Raw genomic sequence first — 21,647 nt, 5'->3', positions numbered from 1 at the left:
CTCCACCCTAGCGGTCGTGTCGGTCGAGCACGTCTCGGAGAGTCCGATGGAGCGAGGACGGGAGTTTCGGGTCCGTCCGCGGCGGCGTCGGGCGCGGTCGGCTCAGTGGTTAGTGCTCGTCTCCGGGCTGGACCAGTTCCACGAGGACACCGCCGGCGTCCTTGGGATGCACGAAGTTGACCTTGCTGCCTGCCGTGCCTCGACGGGCCTGTGGATACAGCACCCGCAAGCCCTTGTTCCGCAACGCCTCCGCGGCGGCCTCGACGTCGGTCACCCGATAGGCGAGTTGTTGCAGGCCGGGTCCGTTACGGTCGAGGAACTTCGCGATCGTCGACTCGTCGTTCAAGGGCGCGAGCAGCTGGATGGCGGTGCCGTCCGCGTCCCCCGGTGCGCGCAGCATGGCCTCCCGCACGCCCTGCTCCTCGTTCACTTCGACGTGGGTGACCTCCAGGCCGAAATGCTCGGTGTGGAAGGCGATGGCGGCGTCCAGGTCGGCAACCGCGACGCCGACGTGATCGACGGCGGTGACGAAAGGCTGCAATGCCTGCTGCATGAGCAGGAGGATAGGCATGACATCGGTCGGCGTCAGCGTGACGTCGATCGCCCTCGACCGGTAATGGCCTCGGAAGCGGTATCGTCGGATCATCGCTGATGCGCTGTAACAGTCCGGCAGCGTCGACGTCGATGACTCGCAGGAGGCCCGTTGTGTCCGGTTCCGTGATCCTGGGTGCCGCCCGTACCCCCATTGGTCGGCTTCTCGGCTCGTTGAAGGACTTCTCCGGCGCACAGCTCGGCGGGATCGCCATCAAGGCGGCCTTGGAGCGAGCCGGTGTGTCCCCCGAGGCCGTCCAGTACACGATCATGGGGCAGGTGCTCACCGCGGGGGCGGGACAGATCCCGGCGCGACAGGCGGCGGTGGCCGCGGGTATCCCGATGGAGGTCCCCGCGCTGACGATCAACAAGGTGTGTCTGTCGGGGCTCGACGCGATCGCGTTGGCCGACCAGTTGATCCGCGCGGGTGAGTTCGACCTCGTCGTCGCGGGTGGGCAGGAGTCGATGTCGCAGGCTCCGCACCTGCTGCCGAAGTCGCGTACCGGTGTGAAGTACGGCGACACGACGTTGGTGGACCACATGGCCTATGACGGCCTCTTCTGCGCGTTCGACCAGGTGGCCATGGGCGAGTCCACCGAGCGGTACAACGCCCGCTACGGGTTGACCCGCGAGGAGCAGGACGCCTTCTCAGCGCGGTCGCACCAGCGTGCCGCCAAGGCGGCGGCCAACGGGGTCTTCGACGACGAGCTGGTGGCCGTGGAGATCCCGCAGCGCAAGGGAGATCCGGTGAAGTTCACCGCGGACGAGGGCGTGCGACCCGACACGACCGTCGAGGGGCTGGCGAGGCTGCGGCCCGCGTTCGCCGCGGACGGCACCATCACCGCGGGGTCGTCGTCCCAGATCTCCGACGGCGCCGCCGCCGTGGTCGTGGCGAGCAAGGCCAAGGCCGAGGAGCTGGGCATCACCCCCTTGGCCGAGATCGGTGCGCACGGTGTGGTGGCGGGCCCGGACGCCAGCCTGCACGAACAGCCCTCCAACGCCATCAAGGCCGCGTTGGCCAAGGCGCGGTTGGAGGCGAGCGCCCTCGACCTCGTGGAGATCAACGAGGCGTTCGCCGCGGTGGGCCTGGTGTCGATGCGCGAACTCGGCCTCGACGAGGAGAGGGTCAACGTCAACGGCGGGGCGATCGCGCTGGGACACCCCATCGGGGCGTCCGGTGCTCGGCTCGTGGTGCACCTGGTGCACGAGCTGCGTCGTCGGGGCGGTGGGCTCGGTGCGGCGGCGCTGTGCGGCGGTGGCGGCCAGGGCGACGCGCTGCTGATCAAGGTCTGACCGTTCCCGCGCCGAGGCGTGGACAGCGGCCGAACCGACGGGGTTTTCGGGACCGACCGCCCCGGCACGGTCAGTGGGCCGGGGCGGTGAGGTCTCACCAAGCCGATGTGCGTCGTCGAGCGCCTGCTCAGGCGGCGGCCGCGGGCGGGCGGCAGCGCAGGACGGTGATGTCGCCGTCGAGTTCGAGTTCGCCCGCCGCGTACGGCACCACCCAGGTGTCCCCTGTGGACAGTGGGTAGACCTCGCCGTGTTCGGTGCGCAGCCGTCCCTCTCCTTCGCTGACGATGAGGACCGCGAACGACGGGTCGACAGCCAGTGGCGTCGCTGGCCGGAGCCGGTCGGCGCGGAAGAACCTCCGCGAATCCGGTACGAGCAGGTCACTTCTGGACTCGGTCACGCCAGCCGTACGCCGAATCAGACCCGCCAGTCGTTCGGCGTCCCAGCCCGAGCGGTCCAGTGCTTGAAGAGCCGTGTCGAAGCCGAGACCGAGATGACCCCTCTCCGCGGAGCCGAGGAAGTCACGCCATTCCAAGGTCAGTGAGAAGTCGGTGGGTTGCTGCAGTTCGACCACGAACACGCCCTCGCCGATCGCGTGCGGTAGGCCCGCCGGTATGTACACGGTGTCGCCCGGTTCCACGGTGATCGCGTTCAACGCGTTCACCATCGAGGGGGCGTCCTGTTCCGCGACCCAGTCACGGATGGTGCGGGCGTCGAGGGTCTCCCGGAAACCCGCGTACACCGTGGGGTCCGCACCGCGTGTTCCCACGACGATCCACGCCTCGGTCTTGCCGAAGTGCGAGTCGAAGTGGCGACGTGCGAAATCGTCGTCCGGGTGGAAGTGCACCGGCAGCCGCTGCCCGGCGTCGAGCAGCTTCACCAGCAGTGCCGTCGAGGTGCCGTGGGCGTCGACGTGGCGTCGGCCGAGCCAACCGATCGGGTCGGCCTGCACCGCGTCGCGCAACCACCGCCCGTCGGGCAGCCGCGTCAAGCCCTCGGTGCTGTGTCCGAACAACGTGGTCGTGGACGCCACCCAGTCCTCCGGGCCGAAGGCGTCGGCGCGCCCGGTCGATCCGGTGGGAGCTCCCGCCGAGCGGAACGCGGCGATGGCCGTGCCGCCCCGGTAGAACTGCGTGGGTTGGTTCGCGGGAAGTCGGACGGGACGCAGCGGTGCGATCATGGTTGTGGAATCTACCGGCGGGCTCGCTCCGTGTGGTGGTGATCGGCACGGGATACCGGAATGCCTCTGTATGCCTCCGTGTCGATCGCCGATTCCATGATCGGGGTTCGCCGTTCCCGGTACCCCATCGTCGATCACGCACCCCGCCTCCCTGCCCGAGAACGGCCGGGTCCTCGGAAGGAGGCTGTGCCCGGGCGCGGGCGAGGAGATTCGACATCCCTGTGATTTGCGTGATGGCATGGTGAGGTCGCCCCGTAGAAGGTTTTATGTTGGAGGCTCCGACCAGGGCCACGACCTTGTCGACGCCGCGTGTACCGCCCCGGTAGGCCGGTGACGGACATCACGGCTCACACTGGATATCGCGACGTCCCGACAGCGTGGTTGACGTGGTTTTTCAAGTGTGCTGTGCGATCGCCTGACCCGGCGATCAGCGATCCGAGGAGGATTCCTTGTCGAACAAGGCTGCTGTCTTGTTCCGTGTCGTGGCCATCGCTGAAGCCTTCTCGTGGATGGGGCTCCTGGTCGGCATGTTCCTGAAATATGTCGTGGAGCTCGGCGAGGGGGGCGTCCCGGTACTGGGCGCTGTGCACGGCGCACTGTTCGTCATCTACGCCGTCACGACACTCGCGGTCGCACGTCCGCTCGGCTGGCGGTTCGGCACCGTGCTGGCTGCCCTGCTCGCCGCCGTCCCGCCGCTGTTCACCTGGTTGTTCGAAAGGTGGGCGCTGCGCCGCGGCAAGCTCGACGGCCCCGAGCGGCTGCGCTACGGCGGCACCGCTCTGTTCGTGCGCCGTGACGACGGCGACGCGGTCGCCAGCGCGTGATCCGCTTCAGCGGGCGGCTTCTCAGTCGATGAAGTCGCCCGCGGCCTTACGCACCTTCGTCAGCAGCTCGGTGAGCTGTTCCGTCTGCCGTTGGGTGAGTCCGACGAGGCCGAAGTTGATGTCGGTGATGGCCTTGGTGGCCTCCTCCCGTCGCCGCATGCCTTCCTCGGTGATCTCGACCAGCGTCGTCCGCCGGTCGGTGGGATGAGGAAGCCGTTCGACGAGACCGTCCTTCTCAAGCCGGTCCACGATGTTGGTCACGCTCGTCGGGTGGAGCTGAAGACGTTCGCCCATGACCCGCATCGGCAACCGTGACTGCCGCGCGAAGGTCAACAGTGTCAGCGCCTCGAACCGCGCGAACGTCAGGCCGTGGGGTTTGAGCGCCGTGTCGACGGCAGACTGGATGATCTGCTGGACGCGCATCAACCCGGTGACGGCGGCCATCGTGGTGGAAGGCCCGATGCGGTCCTCCCACAGTTGCGCCGCGCGCGCGATCGGGTCGAACGGCAACGGACCTTTCATGAGGCTCGAAGTTAGCAGTGATCCCCGGCAGGCTGAGGACGGGGACGGTGTGATGTCACCGAAGCCGGTGTGAAAGAGGAGGCGAAGGACATTGATCGTGGCGTTCAGCGTGAGTCCGTCGGGTGGGGAGGACGGCAGCGTCAGCGAGGCCGTGGCCCGTGCCGTGCAGGTCGTTCGGGAGTCGGGACTGCCGAACGAGACCAACGCGATGTTCACCAACATCGAGGGCGAGTGGGATGAGGTGATGGACGTCGTCAAGCGGGCCGTCGAGGCGGCGGGTGAAGGGGCTGCTCGCGTGAGCCTGGTGCTCAAAGCCGACATCCGCCCAGGGCACGAGGGGCAGTTGGCGGCGAAGGTCGAGCGGGTGGAACAACACCTGGCACGAAACGACGGGTGACTCCGGTGAGGTCTTTCAACAAGCCCCGGACCAGCGCTGACGTCGTCGACCGTCCATGCCAGGATGGACACCGTGACACAGCCACGCGGATCAGGAAGTAACTCACCAGCCGTCTCCGCCTCGCTCTCCGGAGCCGTGGACCTGTCGGCCGTGAAGGCGCGGGCCGAGGCGGCGGCACGGCAGGCGTCGCAGGGCGGCGCCGGTGGCCAGGCGACGAACGGGGCGGCGGGTGGGAACGTCATCGACGTCACCGAAGCCACCTTCCAGGCCGAGGTCGTGGAGAGGTCGCTGCGGCAGCTGGTCGTGGTGGACCTGTGGGCCGATTGGTGTGGGCCGTGCAAGCAGCTCGGCCCCGTGTTGGAGAAGCTCGCGGGCGAAAGCAACGGTGCCTGGGTGCTCGCCAAGGTCGACGTGGACGTCAACCCGCGAATCTCGCAACTGTTCGGAGTCCAGTCGATCCCCACCGTCATCGCCATCGCGGGCGGGCAGCCGGTGGACGCGTTCTCGGGAGCGTTGCCCGAACCGCAGATCAGGCAGTGGTTGAGCCAGTTGTTGGACGCCCTGCGGGACAAGCTTCCCGGTATCCAGGCCGCGCAACAGGGCGGTGCGCAGCCCGAAGAGCCGCAGGACCCCCGGTTCGCCGAGGCCGAGAACGCCTTCGCGCAGGGTGACTACGCCGCCGCGAAGGCTGCCTATCAGCGCATCCTCGACAGCGAACCGAACAACGAGCAGGCCAAGGCGGCGCTGACTCAGGTGGAGTTCGCCGAACGAGCCGCGAACGTCGACCCGTCGGTCGTGGCCAAGGCCGACGAGGATCCGAACGACCTCGACGCCCAACTCTCCGCCGCCGATGTGGAGGTCGCTCGCGGTGAGGTGGAGCAGGGCTTCGCCAGGCTGATCGCCGCCATCCGCAGGACGAGCGGCAGCGACCGTGACCGGGTGCGGGAGCACCTGGTGGGGTTGTTCGAACTGTTCGACCCCGCCGACGAACGGGTCGCCAAGGCACGGCGCGACTTGGCCAGCGCGTTGTTCTAGAGCGGATCGGCCCGTGTCCGTGAGCCGAACAGGCCACCGCGTCACCGTGCGGACGCGGTGGCCTGCCTTCACTTAGGGGTATTTCTGGCTACAGGCCGGTGAGCCGTCGTAGTAGCCGAGCCGCAGCGCCTCGATGCGGGCGAATCCGTTCGCGGCGGGATGTCCGTTGACATCGGCCGCGATGAGGCTGCGGGGCTGGAGGAGTTCGGCGATCGCCTCGTCGAGGTCGCCGGGGGAGGGCTGCAGGGCGGTGCCGCCGCTTTCGAGGGCCTTGGTCCACGCGCCCACCAGACACGCGGTGCGGAGCCCCGCGTTGCGGTTGTCGATCGGGATGTCCAGGCCCGCTTGGATGCCCTGCACGTACCGGGACACGACCTCGGCGAACGCGGCGAAGTCCCCGAGCCCACCTCCTGAATCCCGTCCGGTGAACTCGGCCTCCCGGTCGATGGGCTGTCCCAGTTCCGCCAGGGCGGCCATGTCGATGGAGACGGTGTTGGTCTCCTGGCAGTAGGAGGCCGGTGGGGTGGAGACACCCTGGGGGCACGAGCCGCCGTCGTTGACGATCCTCGGCCCCTGCACACCGGTGCCCGCGAAGGACTCGTCGAGACTCGTCTGAAGCATGGCCATCGTGTTGTCGTTGACGGGGATGTCGCCCATGCCGGTGTCGTTGGGGGCGAAAGGTCGTTCGGTGATGCGCGAGTCCACCTCGGCTTGGTCGATCTCCGCGCACCTCGAGGCGTCCTGTTCGAACCCGAGTTGGAACGCGTACGTGCGGTCGAACGCGGTTCCGTGCGCGCCCTGGGCGGAGGCCGACTGGCCCGGCTCGTCGCGGATGAAGAACAGCGACGCCATCACTTGGTTGAGTCCCTCGGACGTCGACACCCTGAAGTACTCGCTGTTGCCTTCCGCGATCCACCGGAAGTACGCGCCCGTGAAGCAGTCGGCCTGCTGTTCCTTGACGATCGTCGAGGTCCCTTGGTTGATGCCGGCCTGTTCGCCGAGCCGGTACTGCACCGCGTGACCGAATTCATGGCCGAGCACGGTCACGACGGCCATCGGCCCGAACTGTTGCCTTAGCAGCGGCAGCAACATTCCACGATCCCACGCCACCAGGTCCGCGGCCGGACAGTAGAAGGCGTTCATGGCGGCCTCGGAGGTGCTCGCCCCGCACACCTCCATGTCGTCTTCGTGGGGGTCGTACGACAGCAGCTCCGCCACCGGTTCGAACTCCTGGCCGAAGTGCAGGGGAAACTGCTTGCTCCAGAACGCGGACACGTCGGCGATGGCGGCGACCGCGAGTTGGTCCTCCTGACTGCTCGACATGTTCGTCACCGACAGATTCGGAGTGGGAGCCTCGTCCTTGAGCCCGCTCTCGAAGTGCGTGATGGGCAGACCGGCGATCTCGCCTTCGCTGGACGGCTCACCGTGGATCTCGTTGGCACAGCCCGTGACCGCGAGCATGGAGAGAACGGCGGCGATGGTCAGTAAGGGTCGCTTTCTTTTTCGTCCCCCTGAGCGTTCCATGGCTGGGGACAGTAGCGGACCGGCTGGTCCTTCCGGGGCGGTCCCGGGGAACTCGGCTGTGATACGGCTGACGTGGCGCGGCTGTTGCGCGGCGGAGTGAGCGCTCGCGCCGGTTACCGCCCGTGGCGTTATGGTCGATCTTCATGAAAGCTGTCCGCCGGTTCACCGTGCACGCGCGTGTGCCCGACGAGTTGTCGGGTCTGGCCGAATTGGCCACCAATCTTCGGTGGACCTGGCATCCGCCGACGCGCGACCTGTTCGCGTCGATGGATGACGCCCTGTTCCGGCGGATCCGGGATCCGCTGCGCATGCTCGCCGAAGTGCCCGCTTCCCGGTTGGACGAACTGGCACGCGATCCGGAGTTTCTGGACCGCACCCGCAAAGCGAGTGAGGACCTGCAGCGGTATCTCACCGAGCCGCGGTGGTACCAGCGCCGAATGGAGCAGGCCGAGGACGGCGAACGTTTCCCGCGGGCCATCGCGTACTTCTCCATGGAGTTCGGGGTCCACGAGGCGTTGCCGAACTACTCCGGCGGACTCGGCGTGCTGGCGGGAGACCACCTCAAGGCCGCTTCCGACCTCGGCGTGCCCGTGATCGGTGTCGGACCGCTGTACCGGGCGGGGTATTTCCGGCAGTCGTTGTCCTTGGACGGCTGGCAGGTGGAGCACTACCCGGTGATCGATCCCAGTGGGCTGCCGCTGGAGTTGCTCACCGAGCCGTCGGGGGAGCCGGTGTACGTGCACGTGGCCATGCCCGGGGGGCGGGACCTGCTGGCGCAGATCTGGCTGGCGCGGGTGGGTCGGGTGCCGTTGTTGTTGCTCGACACCGACGTGGAGGGCAACGACGAGGATCTGCGTGGTGTCACCGACCGGCTGTACGGCGGCGACGACGACCACCGCATCCGGCAGGAGATCCTCGCGGGGATCGGCGGGATGCGCGCGGTACGGCGCTACTGCGAGCTGACGGGACATCCGCAGCCCGAGGTGTTCCACACCAACGAGGGCCACGCCGGGTTCCTCGGGCTGGAACGGGTCCGGGAGGTGCTGGCCGAGGGGGAGCTGACGTTCGAGGAGGCGTTGTCGGCCGTGCGGGCGGGCACGGTCTTCACCACGCACACACCGGTGCCGGCCGGCATCGACCGGTTCGGGGTGGACCTGGTCAGGCACTACTTCGGTGACGGGCGGCTGCTTCCGGGGGTGGACGTCGAGCGGGTGCTCGCGCTCGGCAGCGAGGACAACCCCGAGCGGTTCAACATGGCGCACATGGGGTTGCGGTTGGCGCAGCGCGCCAACGGCGTGTCGGCCCTGCACGGGAAGGTGTCGCGGCGGATGTTCAGCCGGCTGTGGCCCGGCTTCGACATCGAGGAGGTGCCGATCTCCTCGGTGACCAACGGTGTGCACGGCCCGACCTGGGTGGCCCGGGAGATGAGCGCCCTGCTGGGCGGCAGCGACGAGGAATGGGGCCATGACGGCAACGGTTCGGGGATCGACCCGAACGTCACCGACGAACAGCTGTGGGCGTTGCGCCGGGAGTTGCGCGGCAATCTGGTGGCCGAGGTGCGGCGTCGGGCGCGGGAGGCGTGGTTGCAGCGCGGCGCCTCGGCGTTGGAACTCGGCTGGACCGAGCGCATCTTCGACCCCGACGTGCTCACCGTCGGTTTCGCCCGACGTGTCCCCACCTACAAGCGGCTCACCCTGATGCTGCGGGACCCCGAACGGTTGCGTGCGTTGCTGTTGGACGACGAAAGGCCCATCCAGATCGTGGTCGCGGGTAAGTCCCATCCGGCCGACGAGGGTGGCAAGGCGCTCATCCAGCAGATCGTGCGGTTCGTCGACGACCCGGCCGTGCGGGAGCACATCGTCTTCCTGCCCGATTACGACATGTCGATGGCCCGGTACCTGTACCGCGGCTGCGACGTGTGGTTGAACAACCCGACCCGGCCGTTGGAGGCGTGCGGTACCTCGGGCATGAAGGCCGCGTTGAACGGGTGTCTGAACCTGTCGATCCGTGACGGGTGGTGGGACGAGTACTACGACGGCAGCAACGGGTGGGCCATCCCCACCGCCGACGGCGTCACCGATCCGCTGCTGCGGGACGATCTCGAGGCCGCCGCGTTGTACGACCTGTTGGGCCAACAGGTCGCGCCTCTGTTCTACGACCGGGACGAGAACGGGGTGCCGCGGGGTTGGTTGTCGATGATCTGGCACACCCTGCGCACACTCGGACCGCGCGTCCAGGCGTCGCGCATGGTGCGCGAGTACGTGGAGTCCTTCTACCGTCCCGCGGCGACCACCGTGGCGGCCGCGGTGGCCGACGACTACGCGGGGGCGCGTTCGCTGGCCGCCTACCGGGCCCGGGTGGACGCGTGCTGGCCGTTGTTGCGTGTGGTGTCCACGGAGTTGTCGGTGGAGGACAGTGACGTGCCCGTCGTGGGCGCCCGCGCCCGGATCACCGCCCGCGTCGAGCTCGCGGAATTGGATGAGGACGATGTGGAGGTCCAGGCCGTCGTGGGCAGGGTCGGGGACACCGACGACCTCAGCGACGTCGTGACCGCCACCATGGCGCCGTGCGGACGCGGCGAGTTCGTGACTTCCCTGCGACTGCCGTTCGCCGGGTCCCTCGGTTACACCGTGCGTGTGCTGCCCAAGCATCCGCTGTTGGCGACCCCGGCCGAACTGGGCAGGGTCGTGTTGGCCTGAGCACGCCGACACGTCGAACGCGGGGCCATGCACGTCTTCTTCCGTCGGTCGGTGACAATGACCCACGTGAATGACGTGGCGGTCCCGGAGAACCTCGCTGATCTCGTGATCCACATGTCCGGTGTGGGGGTCAGGAGGGGGAAGAACAACCTGCTCGCCGACCTCGATTGGTCGGTGGAGCTGGACGAACGGTGGGTGGTGCTCGGCCCGAACGGCGCGGGCAAGACCACGTTGCTCAAACTCGCCGCCGCTGAACTGCACCCCACGACGGGCGTCGTGCACGTGCTGGGCGAGCGGCTCGGCCGGGTGGACGTGTTCGAACTGCGCACCAGGATCGGGTTCACCTCGGCCGCGGTCAACGGCCGGGTCCCGGCCGAGGAGAAGGTGCGGGACGTGGTGGTCAGCGCCGGGTACGCGGTGCTGGGCCGTTGGCGTGAGACCTACGACGAACTCGACACCGATCGAGCCGAGGAACTGTTGGCGGCGTTGGGCATCGGACACCTCGCCGACCGCAGCTACGGCACCCTCTCCGAGGGAGAACGCAAGCGGACGCTGATCGCGCGTTCGCTGATGACCGACCCCGAGTTGCTGTTGTTGGACGAGCCCGCGGCCGGGCTCGACCTCGGTGGTCGCGAGGACCTGGTGGCCAGGTTGTCGGACCTGGCATACGACGCCGACGCGCCCGCGATGGTGCTGGTCACCCACCATGTGGAGGAGATCCCACCGGGGTTCACCCACGCGCTGCTGCTCTCGGAGGGCCGGGCGGTGGCGGCCGGTCTCATGGACGATGTTCTGACCAGTGAGAACCTGTCGCAGGCATTCGGGCAGGAGTTGATGTTGCAACGTTCGGGGGACCGCTACTTCGCCCGACGTCGATAACCTCTTTTACCGACGGGTAGCCTGCGGAAGAGTGGGAAGCGGGCCGACGCGGTCGGCTCGCGATCGCGGCAACGAAGGAGGAAGGCGTGGGCGAGTTCGTGCGTCTCGAGGTCGACGCGGGTGTTGGCACCATCCGGCTGGACCGGCCGCCGGTGAACGCTCTGAACAACCAGGTGCAGGCGGAGTTGGCCGAGGCCGCGAAGGAAGCCACCGAGCGTGACGACGTGCGGGCCGTCATCCTCTACGGCGGGGAGAAGACCTTCGCGGGCGGCGCCGACATCAAGGAGATGGCCGCCAAGTCCTACGTCGAGATGCAACGGTTCGGTACGGCTCTGTCCGAGTCGCTGACTCTGATCGCGGAGCTGCCGAAGCCCACGGTCGCCGCGATCACCGGTTATGCGCTGGGTGGTGGCCTGGAATTGGCGCTGACCGCCGACCGCAGGGTGGCGGGCGACAACGTCAAGGTGGGCCAGCCGGAGATCCAGCTCGGCATCATCCCCGGCGCGGGCGGTACGCAGCGTTTGAGCAGGCTGGTGGGCCCCAGCAAGGCCAAGGACATCGTGTTCACCGGCCGGTTCGTCAAGGCCGAGGAGGCGCTGGCCATCGGCCTGGTCGACGAGGTCGTGGCACCCGACGACGTGTACGCCGCCGCCCACCGTTGGGCTTCGCAGTTCGTGAACGGCCCGGCCGTGGCGCTGCGGGCGGCGAAGACCGCCATCGACGGTGGTCTCGACATGGACCTGCGCAACGGTTTGAAGCTGGAGACCCAGCTGTTCACCGCCCTGTGGGCGACCGAGGACCAGAAGCGCGGCATGGAATCGTTCATCGAGAACGGGCCGGGCAAGGCCACCTTCGAGGGGAAGTGACGTGACCCGGGTGTCCGATCCAGCGCCGAACCCGCACGCCACCGCCGACGAGGTGCAGGCGGCCTACCACGACCCCAAACTCGCCAACGTGCTCTACCACGACTGGGAAGCGGGCACCTACGACGAGAAGTGGTCGATCTCCTACGACGAGCGCTGCATCTCGTACGCCACCGATGTCTTCAACGCCGTCGCGGGTACGCAGGGACAGCCTTACGGCCACGCCATGGAACTGGGCAGTGGTACCGGGTTCTTCCTGCTGAACCTCATGCAGGGCGGGGTCATCGAGAAGGGGTCGGTGACCGACCTGTCACCGGGCATGGTGCAGGTCGCGTTGCGCAACGCGGAGAACCTCGGGCTCGACGTGGACGGCCGCGTGGCCGATGCCGAGCGCATCCCGTACGACGACAACAGTTTCGACCTGGTGGTCGGGCACGCCGTCCTGCACCACATTCCCGACGTGCGGGCGGCGTTCCGCGAGGTGCTGCGGGTACTCAAGCCCGGTGGTCGGTTCGTCTTCGCGGGCGAACCGACCAAGATCGGTGACTTTTACGCTCGCAGGCTCGGCAGGCTCACCTGGTGGCTGACCACGAACCTCACCAAGTTGGCACCGTTGCGCGAGTGGAGGCGCCCGCAGCAGGAACTCGACGAGTCGTCCCGGGCCGCGGCTCTGGAGGCGGTGGTTGACCTGCACACGTTCGATCCGTCCGAATTGGAGCGGATGGCGCTCGGTGCCGGGGCGGTGGACGTGCGGGCGGTGACGGACGAGTTCAGTGCCGCTTTGGTGGGGTGGCCCGTGCGGACGTTCGAGGCCGCCGTTCCGCAGGAGAAGCTGACGTTGCGGTGGCGGTTGTTCGCCTACCACACCTGGCTGCGGCTGTCGGCCCTGGACCGCAAGGTGTTGTCCAAGGTGCTGCCCAGGGAGCTGTTCTACAACGTGATGATCACCGGCACGAAACCGGCCGCGCCCACGGAACTGTAGGTGTCGTACGCCTTCTCGCTCGACGATGTCGCGTTCCTGCGTTCGCGGGAGGGCGGTGCGGCGTTGGAGGCGTGTTCCGGGCTCGATCTCACGGAGGCGAGCAGGCTGTCCGACGTGGCCGCCGCACGCCGTGTGGTCGGTGCCCGGTACGCGCCCGCGGTGCTGGAGACGCTCCTGCTTCGCCGCAGAGCCGGTGACAAAGTGGCCGGTGGCTGTCGGTGGCTGTTCACCGACGAGGCTTTGCAGCAGGCGAGCGCGTCGGTCGTGGCCGCGTATCGGGCGAGGCGACTGTCGGGACGCGATGTGCACGACGTGACGTGTTCGGTGGGAGCCGACCTCGTGGAGCTGGCCCGCACGACACGCTGCTGTGTGGGGTCCGATATGGACCCGGTACGGCTAGCGATGGCCGCACACAACTGTGCGGTGTCCGAGGTGCGGCCCGCGCTCGTACGGGCGGACGCGCTGCGCCCGGTGACACGGGACGCCGTGGTGGTCGCCGATCCCGCGCGCCGGGACGCGTCGGGACGGCGGCGTTGGCGGCCGGAGGACTTCGTGCCCGCGCTCGACGACCTCGCCTCGGTGTACGCGGGGCGCGAGCTGGCGGTGAAATGCTCACCGGGCCTCGACCCGCAGGTCGCTCCCTGGGCGCGCGAAGTGGAGATCATCTCGTTGGACGGCCGCGTGCGTGAGGCGAGCCTGTACAGCGAAGGACTGGCCACCGCGTCTCGCCGGGCCACCGTGCTGAACTCCGCCGGTGAGGCGTGGTCGATCACCGACGCCGAATCCGACGACATCCCCGTGGGCGAGGCCGGGCAGTGGATCATCGACCCGGACGGCGCCGTGGTGCGGGCCGGGCTCGTCCGCCACTACGCCGCCCGGCACGGACTGTGGCAGCTCGATCCGCGCATCGCCTACCTCACCGGCGACACGCCGCCACCGGGAGTGCGGGCGTTTCGGGTACTGGAATCGGGCCGCTACAGCGAGAAGACGCTGCGAGCGGCACTGCGACGACACGACGTGGGCCGGCTGGAGATCCTCGTGCGCGGCCTCGACGTCGACCCGGACGCGCTGCGTCGCAGGCTCAAACCACGGGGGACGAACGAGGCGAGTGTGGTGCTCACCCGCATCGGTCGTACCCCCACGGCGTTCGTGTGTCGCGCGGAGCGGACACCGGCGGAGCGCGACGGGGAGTCGGGCTGAGCGGCAGGCGAGGGCGGACCTACTGCTCCGCCGTCGGCCTGCCCGCGCCCGCGTAGTTGTCACCCGGCTTGCGGTAGTTGTGCACCTGCACGGCCTGACCGAAGGTCGGCGCGTCGATCATCTGCCGGTTGCCGATGTAGATGCCCACGTGGTGGATCTTGGTCGCGGGATCGCCGAAGAACACGAGATCCCCGAGTTGAAGTTCCTCGTCGGCGGGCACCAACGGAACACTGTGGTACTGCGTGTGCGCCGTGCGCATCAGCGAGATCCCGGCACTGCCGTACGCCGCCGTGGTCAGTCCCGAGCAGTCGAAGCCGTCGTGGCCGGCCTCCTCGCCGTTGCCGCCCCACACGTACGGCAGGCCGATCTTGTCGACGGCGAACATGACGGCCTGCAACGCGGCGGTGTTCGGCTTGCTGCGGCTTTCTCCCACGGTGCCGTAGATGTTGGCGGTGGCCAGCACCCGGTGCAGGAACAGCGGTTCGTCCTGCAGCACCGACACGCCGTCCAACCAGCCGTCACCGTCGGAGAGGTCCCGACCATCGGCGCACATCGCCCTGCCCGCCGTCAGTGCCGCGTCGTCGATGTTCTGGATGTCCGGAGTCCCGCCTGTGGGGCTCGCCTGGAAACTTTCCCAGACCTCCGGGGAGAGCTGGAGCGGTCCGGCCGCGCCGGGCGCGGACACCAGGTCACCGGCGAAGTCGCGGACCTCCACCGTGTCGATGGGCTCGGACATGGTCCCGTCCTCGGACACCGTGCCGTCGTTCACCCGGCCGTGGTCGGTGGTGGTGCGGCCGACCCCGGCCAGCGTCACCCACGACAGATGACAGTCGGGCTGCTCATCACCCAGAGTCACCGTTGCGGTGGCATAGGCGTACATCGCTCGGCGGGGGATGTCGAGCCAGTCGGCTACGTCGTCCACCCATTCCTCGAAACGCAGTTCGGAGGTGGAGGGCACCGACGAGGCCGGTGGTGCGGCACTCGTCGACGTGGGAGGTGGCGTGGAGAGCTCCGACGACGTGACCGCACTGCGATCCGCGTTCGGGGGCGGGGCCGCTGTGCTCTCGGCATCTCGCGAGGTGAAGCGCAGAGCCACGACGAACACGCTCACGGCGACCACCGCCGACATCACCGCGAGCAACAGCCTTCGGGTCCGCGGTCCGCCGCCAGCTCTCATGAGCACAGGATAAGCACTGAGAGGCCACGGTGCGTGAGGACATCCCGCGTCGGGGCGAACGGATTCCTTGCCCGTCCGGGTGTAGTGATCAGCGCAGGGTGAGCCGTTCCAGGAGGAACGCGCGAAGAGCGTCCAGATCGGCGTCCACGGCCACATCCACCGATGTGGTTCCGTCGGGTACCTCGGTGTCCGCCCGTATTTCGGGGCGACGCTGATCCACCACCGTCGCGCCGCGGGCGGGACCGAACGACGTCTCCACCGACACGGGCAGCGACTCGGTGCGCAGTGTTCCGGGACGGATGGCCTCCGCGACCGCCACCGCGTCGTGCAGCACCATGCCGTCCCACTCGAGTGCCTTGCGGTAGTGGGCAAGGTAGTCGGGTGTCAGCGCGGTCAGCGCCGCCCCGAGGGGCCCCGAGGCCGCGAGCTCGTCGAGCCACTCGCTGTCCACCGCACAGCGATAGGTGAGGTCCATGGGTACCAGCACGCGCGGCACCTCCCCGCCCGTGAGCACCCGGTGCGCGGCCTCCGGGTCGCTCCAGATGTTGAACTCGGCCGCGGCGCTGGAATTGCCGTGCGTCAGCGCACCACCCATGATCACGACTCTGTCGATCCTGTGGTGCAGATCCGGGCGGGCCGCCAGGAACGTGGCGATGTTCGTGAGCGGTCCGATCGGCGCGATCGTCACCGGTTCGGTGGAGCTTTCCAGCAATCGGGACAGCAGCCACACCGCGCCGCCCGGTTCGACGGGCCGTTCCGCCTCGGGCAGTGCCGCCGAACGGCCCGACAGGCCATCGACGCCGTGTACGTACTCCGCCCTGCGCAGATGGGGGTGCACGAGCGGGCGGGCGGCACCCTCCGCCACCGGCACGTCACCACGTTTGCATAGTGCCAATATCCGGCGCGCGTTCCGGGTGGTCACCTCGATCGGTACGTTGCCGAACACCGTCGTCACTCCCAGCAGGTCGACGTCCTCGGACAGTGCCGCCAACGCGATGGCGAAGGCGTCGTCCACTCCCGGGTCGGTGTCGATGATCAGCTTGGTGCCCACTCGTCACTCCCTCGTTCGTGCTCGCGGTACACACGTTACGGTCACCCCATGACATCGATGTGGGGTTCTCCCGTGTTGTCGCGGGTGCAGGCGTGGCGTCGAGCTCGACGCGACCCCCGTCAGGCGCGGTTTCTCACGATCGACTCACTGCGCTGGGTGTGGCGAAACCGTGCCTTCACACCGTGGTACCTGGTGCGTTACTGGCGACTGCTCAAGTTCCGAATCGCCAACCCGCACATCATCCTGCGGGGGATGGTGTTCCTCGGCCGGGACGTGGAGATCCACTGTCGTCCCGGATATGGTCGGATGGAGATCGGGCGCTGGGTGCACATCGGCGACGGTAACGCCATCCGCTGCCACGAGGGCTCGCTGCGTATCGGCGACAAAGTGGTGTTCGGCCGGCAGAACGTGATCAACGGCTACCTCGACATCGAGATCGGCTCGGCCACACTCGTCGCCGACTGGGTCTACATCTGCGATTTCGACCACGTGACCTCGGACATCACTCTGCCCATCAAGGACCAGGGCATCGTGAAGTCACCGGTGCGGATCGGTCCCGACACGTGGATCGGTACCAAGGTGTCGGTGCTGCGGGGAACCCGTGTGGGCCGGGGCTGTGTGCTGGGAGCCCACGCCGTCGTGCGTGGCGACATCCCCGACTACGGCATCGCGGTCGGCTCACCGGCGCGCGTGGTGCGTGATCGCAAGGCCGACTACGAGGCCGACGCCGAACGCCGCGAAGCCGTCAAGGACATGGCTCGTAAGGCCAACAAGGCGTTGAAGAAGACCCTCGGCGAAGCCACTTAACGCCCACCCGTACTCCGTGTCCGCAGCCTGTGTCACCGTGTCCGCAGGCTGTGCAGCTGTGTCCGCAGATTGTGTCGCCGTGTCCGCAGCGTGAAAGGTGGCACGAGCACGTCGAACGTGGGCGTAGTCGAGCGTCGCTGTGAAACAGGCAAACCCGACGCCTGCCCTTGCCGGCCCTTTTCGGCGGGGACGTTCGTTGCTACAACTAACTTTCGTCCGTGACGTCGTGATCACTCCACGCGAGGAGTGGTCCCTGTTCTTTCGGAGTCGCTCGTGGTAGCAAACAGACGCCCTGTGCGGGCGGCCGTGGTCGGAGTCGGAGCGTTCGCGTTGATCGCGACCGCTTCCCCGGCCATCGCCGACTCGACCGACCTCTCCGAACTACCCGCCTACTCGGCTCAGCTCGACCGGCCCCAACCCACCGACGACGCATTCGTCGCCGCGGACCGGGAATGCAGTGACCAGCCACGTGACCTGCCGATCAACGAATTCACCGACCACCGCGAGCTCGGTATCGAACTGGACCGCATCGAGCGGATCAGCGAGGGCCGAGTGGACGTTCAGCAGGTCGGCATGAGCAACCGCGGACGCGAGATCTGGAGCGCGCGGGTGGGCACGGGTCCCAAGGCGGTGCTGATCACCAGCGAGATCCACGGCAACGAGAAGACCGGCACCGACGCCATTCTCGACCTGTTGGACTGGCTGGCCACCAGCGACTCGGCGAAGGCGCAGCGGTGGCTCGACGAGTTGACCATCGTCGCGATCCCGAAGATGAACCCCGACGGCGCTGAGCTGGACCGGCGCGGCAACGACATGACCTGGGAGGAAGTGACGGCCAGGTTCCCGCAGCTGCGCGGGAGCGAGCCCGCCTGGAACTACTACACCGGGCCCCGACAGGGCGACGACTACTCGAAGCGGCCCGGATTCGACGTCAACCGGGACTACCACCCGGACCTGAACTACGTGCCGCGCGCCGAGGACTTCCCCGGCGATTCCGACTCGACCGGCTGGTACATCACGCCGGAGAGCCGGACGGTGCGCGATGTCTATCGCGGATTGCAGGCCGAGTTCGGCGAGGTGGACACCTACGTCGACCTGCACCATCAGGGCGCGTGTTACGTGATGCCGGACGATCCGGACGAGTTCGTCACGCTGTCGATCTCCGGTAAGTTCGTCGACGACCCGGCCACCATGCCCGGGTACGAGCAGTACGCCGCGGACTACGACCTGGACTATTCCAAGCGGCTCAACGTCGCGGTCTACAACGCGTTGCAGGGTGCGGCGAACAACCGGCCGTTGTTCGGCAACGTCACGTTGTACCCCCAGGACACCAACCTGCCGGGGACCGGGCTCGGGAGCTTCGCGCTCAACGGGAGTGGCACGGTGTTGTTCGAGGTGCGCGGGCAGACTCAGACGCTCGGCCAGCAGTACCGCGCGGTGTTGACCCGTGCTGTCTACATCGGCCTCGACGGGATGCTCTCCGCGGTGGCCAGCGGGAGGGTGAACCAGCTCGACCCGGCCGCCTACGACGCGATCCCGCCCCGGGGGCCGAGCATCGGCAGTGACGCCGAGGTCCCAACGGTGGCCTCACACGACTAGGTGAGCCGAGCCGTTTCGGGGTGGGACCTTTCCGTCGATGGGGGTGAGGTCCCACCCCGGGCGGTGTCACTCGGTCTTCGGCACGGCGGGATACGGGACGAATGTGCTGGTGTTCTCGTCCACGGTCAGTTGTTTGCCGATCGTCGGGAACGCCCGCTGAGGGCAGGCCGGCCGTTCGCACACCTTGCAGCCCATGCCGATGGGGGTGGCGGCGGACTTGTCGTCGAGGTTCAGTCCCGCGGAGTAGACCAGCCGGTGGGCGTGTCGCAGTTCGCAGCCCAGCCCCACCGAGAACATCTTGCCCGGGCTGCCGTATCCACCGATGTTGCGGGAGACGGTGCGCGCGATCCAGAAGTAGCTCTTGCCGTCCGGTAGCGTCACGACCTGGGGGAGCACCTTGCCGGGCCGGGTGAACGCCTCATAGATGATCCATAATGGGCAAGCGCCGCCCACGCGCGAGAAGTGGAATCCCGCGGCGGACTGGCGCTTCGACATGTTGCCCGCGCGATCGACCCGCACGAACGAGAACGGGATGCCACGCATCTTGGGGCGTTGCAGTGTGGAGAGTCGATGGCAGACCGTCTCGAATCCGACGCCGAAGTGGTCGCACAGCAGCTCGATGTCGTAGCGGAACCGTTCGGCGGCGCTGTGGAAGGCCCGGTAGGGCAGGATGAGCGCGCCCGCGAAGTAGTTCGCCAAACCCACTCGCGCCAACGAACGTGCCGCCGGGCCGGAGAAGGCCCACGAGTCGGCCAGTTCGGTGATCAGGTCGTCGTACTCCAACAGCGCGATCTGTGAGGCCATCCGGAACGCCTGCTGTCCGATGCGCAGCGTCGGTGCCAGGCGCAGTACCTTCGCGTTCGGTTCGTAACGGTGCTGTTCGCCCGCGGTGAGGTCGAGTCCTTCGGTGGTGACGGTGACGCCGTAGTGTTCGGACAGGCGGTCTCGGAGGCCGTTTCGGATCTCGTCGCGGCGCAGGCCCAGTTCCTGGTACATCTTCTCGGCGCGTTCGTCGAGTTCGGCGACGTAGTTTTCGCGTTCGTAGAAGAAGTCCCGAACCTCCTCGTGAGGTAGGGGTGCGGCGGGGCTGCCATGGGTGCCGCGACCGTCCTCGGTGACGAGTGCCGCGGTGGTCTCGACGGCGTTGCGGTAGTTGCGGTGCAGTTTGACCAGAGCCTGCGCCACCGACGGCAGGTTCTTCGCCAGGTCGTTGATCTCTCCGGGCGAGATGTCGGCGTTGACCGCCTCGTCCAGCAGTGCCTCCCTGACGTCGGCGACGAGTCGAGAGGTGTCGTTGTCAGCGAAGAACTCGGCGTCCACACCGAACGCCTCGGTGATGCGAAGCAGTACCGGCACGGTCAGCGGACGGGTGTTGTGCTCGATCTGGTTGAGGTAGCTCGGCGAGATTTCGAGCAGTCGTGCCAGCTCCGCCTGGGTCATCGAGCGGCTTTCCCTCAGATGGCGCAGCCGTGCGCCGGCGAAAGTCTTGTCCACTGAATCGAATCCCTCGTGAAGGACTTCCTTTCCGGGAACGGTCAAGAACCCGGAATCCACGTGTTGTGAACATCGGTGTTCGCAACGTTCGCAGAATGCTACGAAAAATTCGCACAACTTGGCAAGTTGGAGATCTGGCGCCGTTTCCGCTGCGCATGCCATGGTCCTCGTTAACAGGCGAGTGATCGCAACGTTCGCAAAGTTGGAGAGAGCACGATGGCGGAGACCCAGAAGAGCTTTGAACAGGAAGCGGCCGCCCTGGAGCAGGAGTGGAAGACCAACCCCCGCTGGCGTGACGTGAAGCGGTCCTACTCCGCGACGGACGTCATCAAGCTGCGGGGCAGTGTGGTCGAGGAGCACACTCTCGCCCGGCGCGGCGCCGAGAAGCTGTGGGATCTGCTCCACACCGAGGACTACGTCCACGCTTTGGGCGCGCTGACGGGTAACCAGGCCGTCCAGCAGGTCCGCGCCGGACTGAAGGCCATCTACCTGTCGGGTTGGCAGGTCGCCGCCGACGCCAACCTGGCCGGCCAGACCTACCCGGACCAGAGCCTCTACCCGGCGAACTCCGTTCCGGCCGTGGTGCGCCGCATCAACAACGCGTTGATGCGCGCCGACCAGATCACCTGGGCCGAGGGCAACACCGACATCGACTGGTTCGCGCCGATCGTCGCCGACGCCGAAGCCGGCTTCGGCGGCCCGCTCAACGCGTTCGAGCTGATGAAGGGCATGATCGCCGCGGGTGCCGCGGGCGTGCACTGGGAGGATCAGCTCGCCTCCGAGAAGAAGTGCGGTCACCTCGGCGGCAAGGTGCTCATCCCCACCAAGCAGCACGAACGCACGTTGAACGCCGCGCGGTTGGCCTCGGACGTGTTGAACGTCCCGTCGCTGATCGTCGCCCGCACCGACGCCCAGGCGGCCACACTGCTGATGAGCGATGTGGACGAGCGGGACCAGAAGTTCCTCACCGGTGAGCGCACCTCGGAGGGCTTCTACCGGGTCCGCAACGGCATCGAGCCGTGCATCGAGCGCGGCCTGGCCTACGCCGAGTACGCCGATCTGCTGTGGATGGAGACCTCGGAGCCGGACCTCGACGTGGCGCGCCAGTTCGCCGAGGCGATCAAGGACAAGTACCCGAACCAGATGCTGGCCTACAACTGCTCGCCGTCGTTCAACTGGAAGAAGCACCTGGACGACGCGACCATCGCGAAGTTCCAGCGCGAACTCGGCCACATGGGCTACAAGTTCCAGTTCATCACGCTGGCGGGCTTCCACGCCCTGAACTACTCGATGTTCGACCTCGCCAAGGGCTACGCCTCCGACGGCATGACCGCCTACGTCGACCTGCAGGAGCGCGAGTTCGCGGCCGAGGAGCGCGGCTACACCGCCACCAAGCACCAGCGTGAGGTGGGCACGGGCTGGTTCGACCTGGTGAGCACCGCCCTGAACCCGGAGAGCTCCACCACGGCGCTGACCGGTTCCACCGAAGAAGCGCAGTTCTAGGCCGAACCGCTGCATCGGCTCGAAGGGGAC

The 21,647-nt window shown here is 67.7% G+C and carries 19 protein-coding genes; 12 read left to right on the top strand and 7 right to left on the bottom strand.

Annotated elements, in window-relative coordinates; translation table 11 throughout:
- Positions 1-109: 109 nt before the first annotated feature.
- Positions 110-553 carry a methylmalonyl-CoA epimerase gene (gene mce / locus M7H19_RS15555; RefSeq protein WP_037307963.1) on the bottom strand — a complete coding sequence of 148 codons (444 nt, stop codon included), beginning with the start codon at positions 551-553 and terminating at the stop codon, positions 110-112.
- Positions 554-705: 152 nt separating this feature from the next.
- Between mce and M7H19_RS15550 the strand changes: the two genes are divergently transcribed.
- Positions 706-1,884, top strand: coding sequence for an acetyl-CoA C-acetyltransferase (locus M7H19_RS15550; protein ID WP_015787148.1), 1,179 nt, complete (start codon positions 706-708; stop codon positions 1,882-1,884).
- A gap of 127 nt (positions 1,885-2,011) precedes the next feature.
- Here the strand turns inward: M7H19_RS15550 and M7H19_RS15545 are convergent, their stop codons facing one another.
- Positions 2,012-3,061, bottom strand: coding sequence for a class I mannose-6-phosphate isomerase (locus tag M7H19_RS15545; protein ID WP_037307477.1), 1,050 nt, complete (start codon positions 3,059-3,061; stop codon positions 2,012-2,014).
- Between the two features lie 449 nt (positions 3,062-3,510).
- Here M7H19_RS15545 and M7H19_RS15540 point away from each other — a divergent pair, with 449 nt between their 5' ends.
- Positions 3,511-3,885 (top strand): DUF3817 domain-containing protein, encoded by a 375-nt coding sequence (locus tag M7H19_RS15540; protein WP_015787146.1) that lies wholly within the window; start codon positions 3,511-3,513, stop codon positions 3,883-3,885.
- A gap of 21 nt (positions 3,886-3,906) precedes the next feature.
- Here the strand turns inward: M7H19_RS15540 and M7H19_RS15535 are convergent, their stop codons facing one another.
- Entirely contained in the window at positions 3,907-4,407 is a 501-nt protein-coding gene (locus tag M7H19_RS15535) for a MarR family transcriptional regulator (RefSeq protein ID WP_015787145.1), read from the bottom strand.
- Positions 4,408-4,498: 91 nt separating this feature from the next.
- Between M7H19_RS15535 and M7H19_RS15530 the strand changes: the two genes are divergently transcribed.
- Positions 4,499-4,804 carry an MTH1187 family thiamine-binding protein gene (locus M7H19_RS15530; protein WP_015787144.1) on the top strand — a complete coding sequence of 102 codons (306 nt, stop codon included), beginning with the start codon at positions 4,499-4,501 and terminating at the stop codon, positions 4,802-4,804.
- A 72-nt stretch (positions 4,805-4,876) separates the two neighbouring features.
- A complete protein-coding gene (locus M7H19_RS15525; RefSeq protein ID WP_298182049.1) occupies positions 4,877-5,839 on the top strand; it encodes a tetratricopeptide repeat protein in 963 nt (320 codons plus the stop codon).
- Between the two features lie 72 nt (positions 5,840-5,911).
- On the opposite strand, the gene M7H19_RS15520 is transcribed toward M7H19_RS15525, so the two are convergent.
- Complete coding sequence (locus M7H19_RS15520; protein ID WP_015787142.1) at positions 5,912-7,300, bottom strand: neutral zinc metallopeptidase; 1,389 nt, start codon at positions 7,298-7,300, stop codon at positions 5,912-5,914.
- A gap of 206 nt (positions 7,301-7,506) precedes the next feature.
- On the opposite strand from M7H19_RS15520, the gene glgP reads away from it, so the two are divergent.
- The 5 genes from glgP (at position 7,507) to M7H19_RS15495 (ending at position 13,986) form a co-directional block, all read left to right on the top strand.
- Complete coding sequence (glgP, locus tag M7H19_RS15515) at positions 7,507-10,062, top strand: alpha-glucan family phosphorylase (RefSeq protein ID WP_015787141.1); 2,556 nt, start codon at positions 7,507-7,509, stop codon at positions 10,060-10,062.
- 57 nt (positions 10,063-10,119) lie between these two features.
- Positions 10,120-10,941 carry an ABC transporter ATP-binding protein gene (locus M7H19_RS15510; protein WP_298182044.1) on the top strand — a complete coding sequence of 274 codons (822 nt, stop codon included), beginning with the start codon at positions 10,120-10,122 and terminating at the stop codon, positions 10,939-10,941.
- A gap of 86 nt (positions 10,942-11,027) precedes the next feature.
- Positions 11,028-11,807 (top strand): enoyl-CoA hydratase-related protein, encoded by a 780-nt coding sequence (locus M7H19_RS15505; protein WP_298182042.1) that lies wholly within the window; start codon positions 11,028-11,030, stop codon positions 11,805-11,807.
- Between the two features lies 1 nt (position 11,808).
- Positions 11,809-12,786, top strand: a complete 978-nt coding sequence (locus tag M7H19_RS15500; protein ID WP_298182040.1) for a class I SAM-dependent methyltransferase — start codon at positions 11,809-11,811, stop codon at positions 12,784-12,786.
- Positions 12,787-13,986, top strand: a complete 1,200-nt coding sequence (locus tag M7H19_RS15495) for a class I SAM-dependent methyltransferase (protein ID WP_298182038.1) — start codon at positions 12,787-12,789, stop codon at positions 13,984-13,986.
- A 19-nt stretch (positions 13,987-14,005) separates the two neighbouring features.
- Here M7H19_RS15495 and M7H19_RS15490 read toward each other — a convergent pair whose 3' ends face one another.
- Complete coding sequence (locus M7H19_RS15490; RefSeq protein ID WP_298182036.1) at positions 14,006-15,163, bottom strand: C40 family peptidase; 1,158 nt, start codon at positions 15,161-15,163, stop codon at positions 14,006-14,008.
- An 88-nt stretch (positions 15,164-15,251) separates the two neighbouring features.
- Positions 15,252-16,214: a nucleoside hydrolase gene (locus M7H19_RS15485; RefSeq protein WP_298182034.1), complete on the bottom strand. Its 963-nt coding sequence runs from the start codon at positions 16,212-16,214 to the stop codon at positions 15,252-15,254.
- A 48-nt stretch (positions 16,215-16,262) separates the two neighbouring features.
- Here M7H19_RS15485 and M7H19_RS15480 point away from each other — a divergent pair, with 48 nt between their 5' ends.
- A complete protein-coding gene (locus M7H19_RS15480; protein ID WP_298182032.1) occupies positions 16,263-17,021 on the top strand; it encodes an acyltransferase in 759 nt (252 codons plus the stop codon).
- A gap of 273 nt (positions 17,022-17,294) precedes the next feature.
- Positions 17,295-18,620, top strand: a complete 1,326-nt coding sequence (locus M7H19_RS15475) for a M14 family zinc carboxypeptidase (protein WP_298182030.1) — start codon at positions 17,295-17,297, stop codon at positions 18,618-18,620.
- 66 nt (positions 18,621-18,686) lie between these two features.
- Here M7H19_RS15475 and M7H19_RS15470 read toward each other — a convergent pair whose 3' ends face one another.
- Positions 18,687-20,114: a short-chain fatty acyl-CoA regulator family protein gene (locus M7H19_RS15470; RefSeq protein ID WP_298182028.1), complete on the bottom strand. Its 1,428-nt coding sequence runs from the start codon at positions 20,112-20,114 to the stop codon at positions 18,687-18,689.
- A 216-nt stretch (positions 20,115-20,330) separates the two neighbouring features.
- Between M7H19_RS15470 and aceA the strand changes: the two genes are divergently transcribed.
- Positions 20,331-21,617, top strand: coding sequence for an isocitrate lyase (gene aceA, locus M7H19_RS15465; RefSeq protein WP_298182025.1), 1,287 nt, complete (start codon positions 20,331-20,333; stop codon positions 21,615-21,617).
- Positions 21,618-21,647: the final 30 nt, after the last annotated feature.

It is taken from the genome of Saccharomonospora sp., assembly GCF_027317685.1.
Lineage (GTDB): Bacteria > Actinomycetota > Actinomycetes > Mycobacteriales > Pseudonocardiaceae > Saccharomonospora.
This window is presented reverse-complemented; position numbering and strand designations above follow the sequence as displayed.

What these genes read in the sequence shown, in the direction of transcription:
- M7H19_RS15490 (WP_298182036.1), bottom strand. Translation starts at nt 15,163, where the DNA reads ATGAGAGCTGGCGGCGGACCGCGGACCCGAAGGCTGTTGCTCGCGGTG.
- aceA (WP_298182025.1), top strand. Translation starts at nt 20,331, where the DNA reads ATGGCGGAGACCCAGAAGAGCTTTGAACAGGAAGCGGCCGCCCTGGAG.
- M7H19_RS15545 (WP_037307477.1), bottom strand. Translation starts at nt 3,061, where the DNA reads ATGATCGCACCGCTGCGTCCCGTCCGACTTCCCGCGAACCAACCCACG.
- glgP (WP_015787141.1), top strand. Translation starts at nt 7,507, where the DNA reads ATGAAAGCTGTCCGCCGGTTCACCGTGCACGCGCGTGTGCCCGACGAG.
- M7H19_RS15480 (WP_298182032.1), top strand. Translation starts at nt 16,263, where the DNA reads ATGACATCGATGTGGGGTTCTCCCGTGTTGTCGCGGGTGCAGGCGTGG.
- M7H19_RS15510 (WP_298182044.1), top strand. Translation starts at nt 10,120, where the DNA reads ATGACCCACGTGAATGACGTGGCGGTCCCGGAGAACCTCGCTGATCTC.
- M7H19_RS15535 (WP_015787145.1), bottom strand. Translation starts at nt 4,407, where the DNA reads ATGAAAGGTCCGTTGCCGTTCGACCCGATCGCGCGCGCGGCGCAACTG.
- M7H19_RS15520 (WP_015787142.1), bottom strand. Translation starts at nt 7,300, where the DNA reads ATGCTCGCGGTCACGGGCTGTGCCAACGAGATCCACGGTGAGCCGTCC.
- mce (WP_037307963.1), bottom strand. Translation starts at nt 553, where the DNA reads ATGCAGCAGGCATTGCAGCCTTTCGTCACCGCCGTCGATCACGTCGGC.